The sequence below is a fragment of the Aromatoleum petrolei genome, assembly GCF_017894385.1.
Lineage (GTDB): Bacteria > Pseudomonadota > Gammaproteobacteria > Burkholderiales > Rhodocyclaceae > Aromatoleum > Aromatoleum petrolei.
Map to the genome: position 1 here is coordinate 4,215,959 of NZ_CP059560.1, position 13,949 is coordinate 4,229,907.

15 protein-coding genes are annotated in these 13,949 nt (G+C 65.8%); 9 read left to right on the top strand and 6 right to left on the bottom strand.

Going from position 1 to position 13,949, the window contains the following annotated elements:
- Position 1: 1 nt before the first annotated feature.
- The 5 genes from ToN1_RS19230 to ToN1_RS19250 form a co-directional block, all read right to left on the bottom strand.
- Positions 2 to 1,024 carry a Vgb family protein gene (locus ToN1_RS19230; RefSeq protein ID WP_244860828.1) on the bottom strand — a complete coding sequence of 341 codons (1,023 nt, stop codon included), beginning with the start codon at positions 1,022 to 1,024 and terminating at the stop codon, positions 2 to 4.
- A gap of 73 nt (positions 1,025 to 1,097) precedes the next feature.
- Entirely contained in the window at positions 1,098 to 1,541 is a 444-nt protein-coding gene (locus ToN1_RS19235; protein WP_169205682.1) for an OsmC family protein, read from the bottom strand.
- Between the two features lie 11 nt (positions 1,542 to 1,552).
- Positions 1,553 to 1,750 (bottom strand): hypothetical protein, encoded by a 198-nt coding sequence (locus tag ToN1_RS19240; protein ID WP_169205681.1) that lies wholly within the window; start codon positions 1,748 to 1,750, stop codon positions 1,553 to 1,555.
- On the bottom strand, positions 1,747 to 1,986 hold the full coding sequence (locus ToN1_RS19245; protein ID WP_169205680.1) for a VF530 family protein: 240 nt from the start codon (positions 1,984 to 1,986) through the stop codon (positions 1,747 to 1,749). Before ToN1_RS19245 ends, ToN1_RS19240 begins: the two co-directional genes overlap by 4 nt.
- A complete protein-coding gene (locus ToN1_RS19250; protein WP_169205679.1) occupies positions 1,983 to 2,444 on the bottom strand; it encodes a MarR family winged helix-turn-helix transcriptional regulator in 462 nt (153 codons plus the stop codon). The genes ToN1_RS19245 and ToN1_RS19250 overlap by 4 nt, the downstream gene beginning before the upstream one ends.
- 173 nt (positions 2,445 to 2,617) lie before the next feature.
- On the opposite strand from ToN1_RS19250, the gene ToN1_RS19255 reads away from it, so the two are divergent.
- The 5 genes from ToN1_RS19255 to ToN1_RS19275 all read left to right on the top strand — a co-directional run bounded on the left by ToN1_RS19255 (position 2,618) and on the right by ToN1_RS19275 (position 7,444).
- Positions 2,618 to 4,345, top strand: a complete 1,728-nt coding sequence (locus tag ToN1_RS19255) for a 2-oxoacid:acceptor oxidoreductase subunit alpha (RefSeq protein ID WP_169205678.1) — start codon at positions 2,618 to 2,620, stop codon at positions 4,343 to 4,345.
- Between the two features lie 2 nt (positions 4,346 to 4,347).
- Positions 4,348 to 5,187 (top strand): 2-oxoacid:ferredoxin oxidoreductase subunit beta, encoded by an 840-nt coding sequence (locus ToN1_RS19260; RefSeq protein ID WP_169205677.1) that lies wholly within the window; start codon positions 4,348 to 4,350, stop codon positions 5,185 to 5,187.
- Positions 5,188 to 5,275: 88 nt separating this feature from the next.
- Positions 5,276 to 5,470, top strand: a complete 195-nt coding sequence (locus tag ToN1_RS19265) for a YfhL family 4Fe-4S dicluster ferredoxin (protein WP_169205676.1) — start codon at positions 5,276 to 5,278, stop codon at positions 5,468 to 5,470.
- Positions 5,471 to 5,825: 355 nt separating this feature from the next.
- Complete coding sequence (locus ToN1_RS19270; protein ID WP_169205675.1) at positions 5,826 to 6,233, top strand: MarR family winged helix-turn-helix transcriptional regulator; 408 nt, start codon at positions 5,826 to 5,828, stop codon at positions 6,231 to 6,233.
- Positions 6,234 to 6,253: 20 nt separating this feature from the next.
- Positions 6,254 to 7,444: an MFS transporter gene (locus ToN1_RS19275; RefSeq protein WP_169205674.1), complete on the top strand. Its 1,191-nt coding sequence runs from the start codon at positions 6,254 to 6,256 to the stop codon at positions 7,442 to 7,444.
- A gap of 74 nt (positions 7,445 to 7,518) precedes the next feature.
- On the opposite strand, the gene paaX is transcribed toward ToN1_RS19275, so the two are convergent.
- A complete protein-coding gene (paaX, locus tag ToN1_RS19280; protein ID WP_169205673.1) occupies positions 7,519 to 8,475 on the bottom strand; it encodes a phenylacetic acid degradation operon negative regulatory protein PaaX in 957 nt (318 codons plus the stop codon).
- 299 nt (positions 8,476 to 8,774) lie between these two features.
- Here paaX and fdhD point away from each other — a divergent pair, with 299 nt between their 5' ends.
- Genes fdhD through ToN1_RS19300 form a run of 4 tightly spaced genes read left to right on the top strand, consistent with a single transcriptional unit; the run spans position 8,775 to position 13,906 of the window.
- Positions 8,775 to 9,572 carry a formate dehydrogenase accessory sulfurtransferase FdhD gene (fdhD, locus tag ToN1_RS19285; RefSeq protein ID WP_244860829.1) on the top strand — a complete coding sequence of 266 codons (798 nt, stop codon included), beginning with the start codon at positions 8,775 to 8,777 and terminating at the stop codon, positions 9,570 to 9,572.
- 19 nt (positions 9,573 to 9,591) lie between these two features.
- On the top strand, positions 9,592 to 12,351 hold the full coding sequence (locus ToN1_RS19290) for a molybdopterin-dependent oxidoreductase (protein WP_169205671.1): 2,760 nt from the start codon (positions 9,592 to 9,594) through the stop codon (positions 12,349 to 12,351).
- Positions 12,348 to 12,995: a 4Fe-4S dicluster domain-containing protein gene (locus tag ToN1_RS19295; RefSeq protein WP_169205670.1), complete on the top strand. Its 648-nt coding sequence runs from the start codon at positions 12,348 to 12,350 to the stop codon at positions 12,993 to 12,995. Before ToN1_RS19290 ends, ToN1_RS19295 begins: the two co-directional genes overlap by 4 nt.
- Positions 12,992 to 13,906 (top strand): DmsC/YnfH family molybdoenzyme membrane anchor subunit, encoded by a 915-nt coding sequence (locus ToN1_RS19300; RefSeq protein WP_244860830.1) that lies wholly within the window; start codon positions 12,992 to 12,994, stop codon positions 13,904 to 13,906. The genes ToN1_RS19295 and ToN1_RS19300 overlap by 4 nt, the downstream gene beginning before the upstream one ends.
- Positions 13,907 to 13,949: the final 43 nt, after the last annotated feature.

A 13,949-nucleotide genomic window follows, 5' to 3' on the forward strand; every position in this document is an offset into this window, starting at 1 on the left:
CTCATTCCGTGCGATAGACGGTGAGGTGGTCGGTGCCGGATTCCGGCACCCACACCTCGCCGCGCCGCCCGAGGATCTGGCGGATCGCGGCGTTCGATTCCGGTGAGGGGAAGGTCTCGAAGCGCTCGCTCGCCGGGTCGAAGCGGTGCATCGCGTTTGCGCCGAAGTCGCTGACCCACACGTGGTCGCGTGCGTCGACATAGACGGCGTAGGGCTTGGGGCCGTCGCCGGGCACCCGCCACGCGCGCCATTCCCGGGTCTTCGGGTCGAAGCGCGAGAGTTGCCCCGAGTTCCATTCGCTGACCCAGATCCGGCCCTTGCTATCCGACCACACGCGCCGTGCGCCCTGGTTCGGCGTCGGCGGCTCGATGACCTCGGCCTTGCCGGTTTCCGTGTCGATGCGCGCGATGTGGCTGCCGGCAAGCGAGGCGTAGTAGATCTCGCCGCCCGGCGTGCCGGTGATGCCGTAGGGGCCACGCCCGCGCGGGGCGTCGAACACCTGCACCGCGCCGGTCTTGGGGTCGAGCCGACCGTAGATGCCCGACTGGCCGGTGAACCACAGGATGCCCTTGCCGTCGAAGGCGGCGGTGTTGAGGTTGGCGTAGCCGCCTTCGGGCAGGGGGTAGCGCTTGACCTCGAAGGATTTGGGATCGACGCGGACGATGGCGTTGAGGCCGCTGTCGGTGATCCACGGTGCGCCGTCCGGGCCGACGATCACGCCATGCGGTGCGGAGCCGCGGCCCAGCGGGATGTGACGCGTCTTTCCGGTGGCGGGGTCGAGGACGCCGAGCGCGCCCTGCCGTTGTGCGGTGTACCACACCGGCCCGCCCGGTTCGGGAGCGGGTGCGATGTCGTGAGGGTGGGCGCCCGCCGGGACCGCAAAGCGCTCGACACGTACTTCACTTGCCTCGGCGGCGGTCGCCGCGACCATCAGCCGCTTCGCGGCGTCAGCCGCGTGCGCGGTCGAGGGCAGGGTCTGCGAGACGAGGGCAAGGGCCGCGGCAAGACAGCGCAGCGGTGACATCTTCCGCTCCCGGTTGGTCGATGTTCCGCTATAGCACAGATCGCGGACCTTGCCCGTCGCGTCCGCGGTGGCGTCAGCCGAGGTCGAGAATGATCTCGGCGGTGAGCGAGTTGGCAATGAAGCAGCGCTTGTGGGCGCTGTCGTGAATCGCAGCGAAGGTGGCGCTGTCGGGCGTCTTGTCGACGAAGGTGACGCGCGGCGACAGCGTGATGCGCGTGAGAGCCTGGCCCTTCTCGGTCTTGCCCAGCTCGCCGATGGGGGTGTCGGTGTAGCGGGCCACCGGGAATCCCTTCAGGTCGGCAATCGCGAGGAAGAACAGCATGTGGCAGCTCGCCAGTGCGCTGATCACCATCTGTTCGGGGTCGGCACAGTCGGGGTCGCCGAGGAAGGTGGGCGACGAGGACATGTTGACCGTCTGACCGCCAGCCAGGTTGCTGACGTGCTTGCGCGAATAGGTCTTGGGGTCGGCCGCGTGCGGAGCGCGGAACCATTCGATCGCTGCGGTATGTGTGGACATCGGGACTCTCCTCAACGGTATTTCTTGTAGACGGCCCGCGCGTCGGCATGTGCGCGGTCGAGTGTGCAGATGGACGGATCGTCGTCGTGAAGGGTGAAGAAATCGTCGGCCTGGGCGCGCATCACCATGTCGATGGCGACCTGATCCTCGACGTGGTATTTCTCGGTGATGAGCGTCGTGACTTCATCCAGATGTTCTTCGTAGGTCATTCCGAATTCCTTGCCTGCGTGCGCAGCATGTACAGATATAGCGACTCCACCTTCTCGCGCGCCCAGGGCGTGCGCCGCAGGAACTTCAGGCTGGAGGGGATGCTGGGGTCGTGCGTGAAGCAGCGGATGGCGATGCGCTCGCCCAGCGACTCCCAGCCATAGTGCTCGACGAGGCGGGTCAGTATTGCTTCGAGCGTGACGCCGTGAAGCGGGTTTCCGGGTTGCGCGCCGCTCACCGGTGTTCCGGGAAGATTTTCTGCAGCAGGCTTACCAGCGTCGTACGCTCGTCCTCGCTGAGGTGCTCGACGAGTCGCTTTTCATGGTCCTGCACGCGGCGCTTGAGCTTCTTCAGCAGGGCGATGCCGTCGGTCGTGAGCACCAGCGAATTGGAGCGGCGGTCGTTCTCGGCCGGACGGCGCTCGACCAGGTTGCGGCGTTCGAGGTTGTCGATGACGGAGACGACGGTGGAGCGGTCGAGGTGGGCGGCGCGGGCGAGTTCGGTCTGCTTGAGCCCCGCGTTGGCCTCGATGATCACGAGGATGCCGAACAGACCGGGGGTGACGTCGAATTCGCCGAGCCCTTCGGCGAAGTCACGGAAGATCGCGATCTGCGCCAGACGCAGCTGGTAGCCGGCCAGGCTGGGGAGCATACCGAAGTCGAGACCTTTCTTGTCCGTCGATTTTTTTTGTGTCATGGAATGAATATGGGGAAAAACAAAACGTTGGGTCTCCCAAGTATGCCGTCCAAACGTTGATAAAAATAGTGGAAGACAAACAATTTGACAGGGAGCAATACGATCGGTAGAGTTTGCTCATCGGGGCGCGTACGTTCACGCGCCGGTTCCAGTCGTCGCAGACGGAGGGTCGCATGAGCGGGCAGACGGTTTCCCTGGTGATGGCGGGTAGCGGCGGGGCGGGGGTGGTGACCGCCGGCAGCCTGCTGCTGGAAGCGGCGGCGCGAGCCGGTTGGTACGCGTACATGACGCGCTCCGCGGGCCCGCAGATCCGCGGCGGCGAAGCGGCGGTGATGCTGCGTCTGGGTACGGAGCCCATTGCCTCGCACGACGACCGCTTCCATTTGCTGGTGGGCGTCGACTGGCAGAACGTCGGCCGCTTCGCCGCCGAGATCCCGCTCGGGCCTGACAGCCTCATTATCGGCGACCCCGGCGAAGGCGAAACTCCCGAAGTCTTCACCCGCAGCGGCGCGCAGCAGATCGCGCTGCCGATGAAGGCGCTCGCCAAGAAGGTCCCCGACGGCCGCCCCAACATGGTCGCCTTCGGCGCCATCGCCGCGATGATTGGCCTCACCGAAGACATCGTTGCGGGCGTGCTGCGCGACACCTTGAAGCGCAAGGGTGAGGAAGCCATCGCCGCGAGCCTCGCCGCCTTCCGCGCCGGCGTCGAAGCGGCTGCCGACTTCCCCGACGTGCCGCGCCTGCCCGCGGGCAAGCCGGACACCGCCGAACGCTGGAGCATCACCGGCAACGAAGCCACCGGCATGGGCGCGCTGCGCGGCGGCGTGCGCTTCGTCGCCGCCTACCCGATCACCCCGGCGACCGAAGTGCTCGAATGGCTCGCCCCGGCGCTGCCGAAAGTCGGCGGCGTGCTCGTGCAGGCCGAGGACGAACTCGCCTCGATCAACCAGATCATCGGCGGTTCCTATGGCGGCGTGCCGTCCCTCACTGCCACCTCCGGGCCAGGACTGGCGCTGATGACCGAATCGCTCGGCCTCGCAGTCGCCGCCGAAGTGCCCATCGTCGTCATCGACGTCATGCGCGTCGGCCCCTCGACCGGCATCGCCACGAAATCCGAACAGGCGGACCTCAACGTTGCAGTGTATGGCTTGCACGGCGACGCGCCGCACCTCGTGCTGGCGCCGAACTCGGTCGCGGACTGCCTCTTTACGACGCAGTGGGCCGTGCATCTCGCCGAAAGCCTGCAGACCCCCGCGATCGTCCTCACCGACCAGGCGATGGGGCAGGCGAGGGCGGTGATGCCGCGCTCGGCCGCCGTGAGCTTCATCGGCCAGCGTGAAAAACCCGCGGCGCTCGAAGCGGGTGTGCAGTACAAGCGCTATGCCAACACCGCGTCCGGCGTCTCGCCGATGGCGATCCCGGGCATGGCGGGCGGCATGTACACCGCCGACGGCCTCGAACACAACGAGACCGGCACCCCCTCGTCGCAAGCCTCTGACCACCAGGCGCAGCTGGATAAGCGCCTGAGGAAACTCACCGGCTACAACTATGGCGAGCATTGGGCCGACATCACCGGTGACGAGGACGCCGACACCGCGATTCTCACCTGGGGCTCGAGCGCCGGCCCCGCGCGCGAAGCGCTCCAGCGCCTGCGTGCCGCCGGCCACCGCGTCAAGCTCGTCGCCGTGCGCCTCATCTCGCCGGTGCAGCCCGAGAAATTCGCCGCCGCGCTCGAAGGCGTCGAACGCGTGCTTGTCGTCGAGCAATCGCACAGCGGCCAGTTCCACCGCTACCTGCGCGCGCAGTACGACCTGCCGCGCCAGGTCAGGGCGCTTCATCACCCCGGACCGCTGCCGGTTCGCCCCGGCGCCATCGTCGAACACATCACCCAGTGGAGCTGAACATGGACGCCTGTGTAAAGCAGCGGGACTACACCGCCAAGGACTACAAGTCGGACGTGAAGCCGATCTGGTGCCCCGGCTGCGGCGACTACTCGGTGCTCGCCGCGATCACGCGTGCGCTTGCGTCGATGCAGCTCGCCCCCGAGAACGTCGCGGTGGTCTCCGGCATCGGCTGCTCCTCGCGCATTCCGGCCTACACCAGCGTGTACGGCTTCCATGGCGTGCATGGCCGCGCGCTGCCGGTCGCCACCGGGCTCAAGATCGCGCGCCCCGACCTCACCGTGCTGGTGACGGGCGGCGACGGCGACGGCTTCTCGATCGGCGGCAACCACTTCCTGCACGCCTGCCGCAGGAACGTCGACCTCACCTACATCGTCATGGACAACCAGGTCTACGGCATGACCAAGGGGCAGGCCTCGCCGACTACCGAACCGGACTGGGAAGGCAGCAAGCTCACGCCGGACGGCGCGGGCATCGAATCCTTCCACCCGTTGGTCGTGGCACTCGCGGCTGGGGCGAACTTCATCGCGCGCTGCTCGAGTTCTGACCCCAACAACGTCGCCGACATCATCACGCAGGCGATCCGCCACCCCGGCTTCTCGCTGGTGCAGGTCTTGAGCCCCTGCGTGACCTTCCGCCCGGAGCAGCAGGAGTGGAAGCACATGGTACGCACCGCGGTGGTGGATGTGACCGACGACGCCGCACGCGCTGCCCGGCGGCTCATGACCGATGACGGCTTCAACGTCGGCAAGGTGCTGTACAAGGGCGACCGACCCGCTTATCAGCCCGAGCCGAAGGGTGCGGCAGCGGTCGCCGATCTGGAAGCCGATTTCGCGCTGTGACGGCGATCAGCGCGGGGTGCGGGCACATCGGGCGCACCCCCAACCCCAGCAGAGACATTCATTATCAAAACGACGAGGAGATCGAAAAATGGCGCTGAAAATCATCGACGACTGCATCACCTGTGACGTGTGCGTTCCGGAATGCCCGAACGAGGCGATTGCGGCAGGGGGCGACATCTTCGTCATCGACGCCGGCAAATGCACGGAGTGCGAAGGGCACTACGACACGCCGCAGTGCAAGGAAGTCTGTCCGGTGGATGCGATCGTGCCGCTGGCTGCCTGAGTTCTCAATCGGTCGTGCCGTCGCCGGGAAATCAGCAGCGCCTTCGGTCGCGTGAAGACTGGGGGCGCTGCGCAGCCATGACGCGGGCGCCCGGTACTTTCATGTTTCGGTCTCGCGACGCTGCGGACTATCAACGCGGCAGGCACATACCGCTCGGGCTAGGCCTGTCTAAGCCCTGCCAGGACCCCTCGACAAGCTCAGGGCGACGGTTGTAGTGAATCGCAGCCCTGACAACTTTCTATTCCGCCGAACCCGACGACCCGTCGGGTGGTGAAGATCCGCGCAATTGACGACCGAGCGGTTCATCCATATAGTTGCGTTGGTTAATGGTTAAGTAACGCAACTATATCCCACGATGCAGGGATTTTTCAGATCCTATCTGTCGGTCTACCGACCCCTGATCCAGGCCCTGAATCGCCTGCTCCATCCCTACGAGCTGTCGTATTCCCTGTGGCAAGTGATGCTCTATCTGCACGAGCATGAGCACGCGTCGCTCGTCGAGATTTCCCACTACCACGGCATCGAAAAACCCGGCGTGACGCGCAGGGTGCAACGTCTCGAGGAGCTGGGGTATCTGAGCTGCGTTCCGGGCAATGACCGGCGCGAAAAGTCGGTTGCGCTGACGGAGCAGGGGCTGCACGTCTATTCCGAGTGCCGCGCAAAGATCACCGCGCTGGAGCAGCGCGTCACCGCCGGAATCGGCGTCACTGCACTGGAACAGGCAGTCGCCGTATTCAGGCAGCTACTCGGCAATCTCAAATAACAATTCCGGTCCTCCCCGACATGAAATCGTCACCGCTGTGGACCCGCGACTTCCTGATCGTCGCGGGCGTGAACTTCCTTCTCGCCCTGGTGTTTTACATGCTGATCGTGGTGGTCGGCGCGTATGCGATCCAGGCCTATGGATCGTCGTTGAGCGAGGCGGGTCTCGTCGCCGGCATCTTCGTCATCGGTACCTTGTCCGGACGGCTGGTCATCGGACAGCTGATCGACGTCATCGGCCGGAAAAGGACGCTGATCGGCGGCACGGCTGCATTTGCACTGACTACCTGCCTGTATTTCCTGAGCGATTCCGTTTCGGCACTGATCGTCGTGCGCTTCCTGCATGGGGCGGCATTGGGCGTGGGCAGTACCGCAGCGGGTACTGCGGTGGCGCATATCATCCCGCCGGACCGCAAGGCCGAAGGCATTGGCCATTTCAGCCTTAGCACCACGCTCTCCTCGGCGATCGGCCCCTTTCTAGGCCTGTGGCTGCTGCAGCATGCGAGCTTCGACTGGATCTTCGCGTGCAGCCTGGCGGTGTCGGTGATCGGCCTGCTGGCGGCGACCCGGCTGCAGGTCCCCGAGCTCGACGCGGCGCACCGCGCGATGCGCGGTTTCGAGTTCTCGTTCGGCCGCGTGCTCGAGCGGCGCGCCGTTCCGGTTGCCGTGGTCGCCTTCATGGCAGGACTGTGCTACGCGAGTGTGCTGGCTTTCATCAACGTCTACGCGGTCGAACTCGATCTGGTGACGGCGGCGAGTTTCTTCTTCATCGTGTATTCGGCGGTGGTGCTGATGTCCCGTCCCTGGACCGGACGCTTGATGGATCGGAAAGGTTCGAACGTGGTGGTATTTCCCTGCTGCATCCTCCTCGCGCTCGGTCTGGCCCTGCTCGCGAACGTGCAGAGCGCCGTCATGCTGCTGGCCGCTGCTGCATTGATCGGGCTGGGATTCGGCAACCTGCAATCGGTCTTCTACGCGGTCGCGGTCAAGGTGGTCACACCCCAGCGCATGGGCCTGGCGACTTCGACGTTCTTCATTTTTCTCGATGCGAGCCTGGGCTTTGGCCCCTATCTCCTGGGGCTCGCCATCTCCCAGGTCGGGTACCGCAACCTGTATTGGGCGATGGCGGCGCTCGCCGTGCTGTGCATGGGCGCGTTTTATCTGCTGCATGGCAGGCATGTGGCACGTCTGCGTGCTGCTGACGGCCATTGAGGGAGCGGCTGTGCGGGCCCGCGAGGGGCTCGCGCGACACGTCGAAAGGGTGTGCTGCGCGCTTGCCTCGGGGCTCAGTTTTCAGCCAGTGCGTCTTCCGTGGGTTCCGCTTCGAGCCCGCCGAAGCGCTTGTAGTAGTAGGGTGCGGCGGCAGGCAGAGGGCCGGTGGGTGTTTCGCACACAGCCATCAGATGCTGCTGCGCATGCCGCCAGGTGATCTGGTAGATGGCGCGGGACAGTGCTCGCGCCGAGGTGCCGCTCCAGTCCTGCGGCATCAGCTGCGCGGGAAGCTGCGGATCGTGCAGCAGCGCGCGGCGGAATTCGTGCATCGTGAGCGTCTGGATCAAGAAGCACTGTTCCGGGTCCAGCGTGCGCGTGCTGCGTAGCGAGCGCAGCACGGGGCGCATGCGGTCCGAGAATTCCCGGTAGGTCGCCTCGATCTCGTCGAGGTTCCAGCAGTCGCGCGCCAGGTCCCGCAAGGGTTTCGTCGAAAGGGCGCCGATGGTCGCGGCCTGCATCGGCACGGCCTTGTCGTGCGTCCCGGTGTCCTGGAGGATCTCCATCAACGTCGCGGTGTCGGTTGACGGGTGCCCCATGACGCCGGGTGCGACGTTGCCGTAGCCTGCCCACGACAGCTCCTTGCGCAGCATGTCGCGCTCCGGCGAACCCAGGGTGGAGGGCAGTACGACGAGCTGCCATTCGCCATTCCAGATGTCCTGCGGCGTGTCGTAGATGCGGCGGTAGGCGTGCTCGAAGCGCCGGCGGCCCGAGGTGGTGAGGCTGTAGTAGCTCTTGCGCCCGATCTGCTCCGATTCCAGCCAGTTGTCCTGCGACAGGCGATACACGCTGGTGCGCACCATGCGCTCGTTCAGGCCGAGCGGCTCTACCAGCCGGATGAAGCTGCCGAGCCAGACGGTGCCGCCGTGTGGGGCGATGAAGTCGCCGTACACGGTGATGATCAGCGAGTTGGCGCGGACCCGGCGCTCGGCCAGGTAGTCGCTGATCCACTGTTCCAGGAAACGGCTCTTCATTGTTTTTGCACCGTTATCTCTTGCGTCTGCAGGACGCGTTCGTGATGGGGTCGGCCGATTCTAACGCCATGTCGGGAGTGCGGGAAATGAACACGACGCGAAGGACGTCGCATGCGATTGAGGGACGTTTCCGGATATTGATGAAAATCAAACAATGAGGAAAAAAGCGATACAGAAATCTTGACCTGACGGCTATCAGTTTGTATCGTGAACGCAAGACGTCGGGGGTGAGGCGTCGGGATCGGCAGGCGACTCAAATCCGGTTTGCGAGGTGGACGATGCGGCACGGTGCGGTTTCGATGGCGGATGCTCACGGGATGTACGGTGTGGATCGGTGGAGCGATGGCGCTGCGGTGCGCGTCGAGGATACGGTCGCGGAGGAAATGCCGGTCGCACTGGTGTACAACGGTTTCTCGCACGCCGTGATGATGGCGACTCCGCAGGATCTCGAAGACTTCGCCATCGGCTTCAGCCTGAGCGAAGGCATCGCCGGCAGTGCGCGCGAGATCCTCGACATCGAGGTCGTCGAGCACGCGCATGGCACCGAGGTGCAGATGCAGCTGGCGGGCGAGCGCTTCGCGCAATTGCGGGCGCGTCGCCGCGCGATGACGGGGCGCACCGGCTGCGGCATCTGCGGCGTCGAGAGCCTTGACCAGCTCGCCTGTCGGCCAATCTCGAAGGTCGGGGCGACGGGGATGCTCGATGCCGGTGCCCTGCAGCGCGCCCAGGCCGAACTCCAGTCGCGCCAGCAGCTGTTCGACCTCACCGGGGCCGTGCATGCCGCCGCGTGGTGCAGTTTCGACGGCCGCGTCGAGCTCGTGCGCGAGGATGTCGGTCGGCACAACGCGCTGGACAAGCTCATCGGCGTCATCGCGGCGCAACGTCGTTCCTTTAACGACGGTTTCCTGTTCATGACCAGCCGCGCGAGTTACGAGATCGTGCAGAAGTCCGCGGCGGTCGGCATTGCCGTGGTCGCGGCCGTGTCGGCGCCCACCGGCATGGCGGTGCGCGTCGCGCAAGCCGCGGGGCTGACCCTGATCGGTTTTGCGCGCGGCGAACGCCACAGCATCTACTCGCATCCCGAGCGAGTCCACTAAAAAAGCAAACGGGGGAGACATGCCCACAAATGCCAATCCGCAATCCGTGCGGAAGGTCCCGACCTATTGCTACAACTGTGTCGCGGGTCCTGATTTCATGAACGTGAAGGTCGTCGACGGCGTCGCGACCGAGATCGAGCCCAACTTCGCCGCGGAGGACATCCACCCGGCGCGCGGGCGCGTGTGCGTGAAGGCCTACGGCCTGGTGCAGAAGACCTACAATCCGCACCGCGTGCTGCAGCCGATGAAGCGCACCAACCCGAAGAAGGGGCGAAACGAGGATCCCGGCTTTGTACCGATTTCGTGGGACGAGGCGCTGGACATGGTCTCCGCGAAGCTGACCTCGGTGCGCGAGAAGGGCCTGGTGGACGACTCGGGCCTGCCGCGCGTCGCCGCGACCTTCGGCCACGGCGGCACGCCGGGCATGTACATGGGCTCGCTGCCGGCCTTCCTCGCCGCGTGGGGGGCGATCGACTACAGCTTCGGCTCGGGCCAGGGCGTGAAGTGCGTGCATTCGGAGCACCTGTATGGGGAGTTCTGGCACCGCGGCTTCACCGTCGCGGCCGACACGCCGCTCGCGCGCTACGTGATTTCGATCGGCTCCAACGTCGAGGCCTCGGGCGGTCCCTGTGCAGTGACGCGCCACGCCGAGGCGCGGGTGCGCGGCTACAAGCGCGTGCAGGTCGAGCCGCATCTGTCGGTGACCGGCGCCTGTTCGGCCGAATGGGTGCCGATCCGCCCCAAAACCGACCCGGCCTTCATGTTCGCGCTGATCCATGTGCTGGTGTGCGAGCAGGGGCTGGACAAGCTGGATGTGGCCTTCCTGCGCGACCGCAGCTCGTCGCCTTATCTGGTCGGGCCGGATGGCCTGTACCTGCGCGACGCCGCAACCGGCAAGCCGTTGCTGTGGGATGAGCGCAGCGGCCGCGCGGTGCCTTTCGACACAGCAGGCGCGGTGCCGGCAGTGGCGGGGCGCTTCCGTGTGGAAGGTGCGATCAGCATCGACGCGGACGACGCGCGCCAGCAGTTCGACGTCGCCGAGGGGGTGACGGCCTATACGAAGCTCGTCGAGCACATGGCGAAGTACACGCCGGAGTGGGCCGCAGGCATCTGCGACGTGCCCGCCGACACGATCCGCCGCATCGCCAACGAATACTTGGAGAGCGCTTCGATCGGCGAGACCATCGAGATCGAGGGCCAGACCCTGCCGTTGCGCCCCGTCGCTGTGACGCTGGGCAAGTCGGTGAACAACGGTTGGGGCGCCTTCGAATGTTGCTGGGCGCGCACGCTGCTCGCGACGCTGGTGGGCGCGCTGGAGAATCCGGGCGGCACGCTGGGCACAACCGTGCGCCTTAACCGCCCGCACGACAACCGTTTGCTGAGCGTGAAGGCCGGTGAAGACGGTTTCATGGCGCAGTACTTCAACCCGACCGACAAGGAACACTGGGTCGCGAAGCCCACAGGGCGCAATATCCACCGCACGCTGGTGCCCATCGTCGGTAACACCGCATGGAGCCAGGCGCTCGGGCCGACGCAGCTCGCGTGGATGTTCCAGCGCGAGGTGCCGGAAGACTGGAACATGCCGATGCCGACGATGCCGGACGTGTGGTTCATCTACCGCACCAACCCGGCGATCTCCTTCTGGGATACGCGCACGCTGGTCGAGGAGATTGCCAAGTTCCCCTTCACGGTGGCCTTCGCCTACACGTTGGACGAAACCAACTGGATGGCCGACCTGCTGCTGCCCGAGGCGACCGACCTCGAGTCGCTGCAGATGATCAAGGTCGGTGGCACGAAGTTCGTCGAGCAGTTCTGGGAGCATCGCGGCGTGGTGCTGCGCCAGCCGGCGGTGGAGCCGCAGGGCGATACGCGCGACTTCACGTGGATCAGCACCCAGCTCGCGAAGCGCACGGGGCTGCTGGAGGCATACAACAACGCGCTTAACCGTGGCGCGGGTGGCGGGGCGCCGCTGAAGGCGGACGGTTACGACTACAGCCTCGATACGGCCAAGGAGCATGGTGTCGAGGAGATCTGGGATGCCGTGTGCCGCGCCTCGAGCGCGAGCCTGAGCGAAGGGCGCGAGGTGCACGACCTGGAGTGGTTCAAGGAGCATGGTTTCTACACGGTGCCGATGTCCAAGGTCGAGTGGTATCTGAGCCCGACGCTGGCACAGCAGGGTCTGCGCTACGAGATGCCCTACCAGGAGCGCCTGCTGCGCATCGGTCGCGAACTGGGCAACCGCCTGCACGAGCAAAAGATGCACTGGTGGGACGAGCAGCTTTCCGAATACATGGCGCTGCCGGAATGGCACGACGTTCCGGGGCGCTGGGCGCAGCAGATCAAGAACGCGGGCGGCAAGCCGGAGGACTTCCCGCTGTGGCTGCTGGCGACCAAGAGCATGCAGTACCACACCGGCGGCAACGCCAGCATCGCGCTGATGCGCGAGGTCGCGCAGAACGTGCGCGGCCACACCGGTGTGATCATGAACGCCAAGACGGCCAAGAGCCTGGGTATCAATGACGGCGACCGCATCGAGGTGCGTTCGCACATCGGCGCGACCTACGGTGATGCGGTGTTGGCGCAGGGCGTGCGCCCCGACACGCTGGTGATCCTCGGTCAGTTCGACCACTGGGCGACGCCGGTCGCGAAGGAGTTCGGCATGCCCAGCCTGAACACCATCGCGCCGATGTCGATGGAACTGACGGATGCGACCGGTTCGGGATCGGACATCGTCCGCGTCGCGGTGCGCAAGGTCGAGCGCGAGGAGGTAGCACAATGACCCGCTACGCAATGACCATCGACCTGCGCCGCTGCGTGGGCTGCCAGACCTGCACCGCCGCGTGCAAAAACGCCAACGCCACGCCCCCGGGCGTGCAGTGGCGGCGCGTGCTCGACATGGAGACGGGCGAGTTCCCGGACGTGCGCCGCAGCTTCGTGCCGATCTCGTGCATGCACTGCGACGAGCCCCCGTGCGAGGAGGTTTGCCCGACCAAGGCGACCACCAAGCGGGCCGACGGCCTCGTCGCCATCGACTACGACACCTGTATCGGCTGCGCGAACTGCGTGATGGCCTGTCCGTACGAAGCGCGCTCGATCGTGCATGAGGCGAAGTTCGCCTACGGCGACAAACCCATCAAGTCGGAGGAAGTGCGCTTCGACCCGGCGCGCATCTCGGTGTCGATGAAGTGCACCTTCTGCATCGACCGGATCGACCTTGCGGCCAAGACCGGCCAAGTGCCGGGGCTCGATCCGGAAGTCACCCCCGCCTGCGTCAATTCCTGCATTTCCGGCGCGATGGCTTTCGGTGACCTCGACGACCCGAACAGCAAGGTCAGCCGCCTGATCGCGGAGAACAAGACTTTCCGCATGCACGAGGAGCTCGGCACCGGGCCGGGCGTGTATTACATCTGGGACAAGGCATGAGCATGAAAACCGGGAAAATGCGCTCCCGCGACCGCGTGGGGCCGCACCAGCAGCACAACTGGGACTGGCGCGCAGCGTCGAACTTCATCGCGGGCGGAGCAGGTGGCGGATTGCTCGCCTTCGCCGCCTTCGCCAGCCTCTGGGGCGTGGACGTGCGTGCACTGCTCGTCGCCGGGATGGCGTTGATCGGTGCGGGACTCACCTGCGTGTGGTTCGAGATCGGGAAACCGTGGCGCGCGCTCAACGTGTATCGCCACATCGCCACCTCATGGATGACGCGGGAGGCGGCGGTCGCCCCCTTCGTATTCGGCGCCGGCGTGCTGGCCCTGGCGACGGGGCAGAGCGTCCTTGTCTTGCTGACGGGCGTTTTCGGCGCCTGCTTCGTATATGCGCAGGCGCGCATTCTTGCCGCCGACAAGGGCATCCCGGCATGGCGGCACCCGCGCTGCATGCCGGTGGTCGCGGCCACCGGCTTCGCCGAAGGTGTGAGCCTCTTGGCGGTCGCGGTGCCGTTCATGATCCCGCAGGTGGCAGGCCAGATCGCCGTCGCCACGGCCGTACTGGTGCTGTTGCTGTTCCGTGTACTGCTGTGGCGCAACTACCTGCGGGGCTTGCGCACCGATGGTGCCCCGGAAGGTAGCCTGCGCGTGCTTTCATCGATTGACGGCAAGTTCCTCAGGTACGGCAACCTGCTGCCGGCCGTCCTGTTGGTGATCGGCGTCATCGGTGCACCGTTGGCCGGCGCAGCACTCGTCATAGCAGGACTCTTGGCCGTCGCCGGAGGGTGGTGGTTCAAATACACGCTGGTGCGCCGCGCCGCCTTCACGCAGGGCTTCGCGCTGCCGCACCTGCCGGTGCGCGGGCGCGGAACGGCCGGCCCGGCAGTGAAGCCGGGTTGGGGCGGAGCATAGCAGTGCGAGATCGCTGATCGTTCGCACGCAGCCTGTCGAAGGG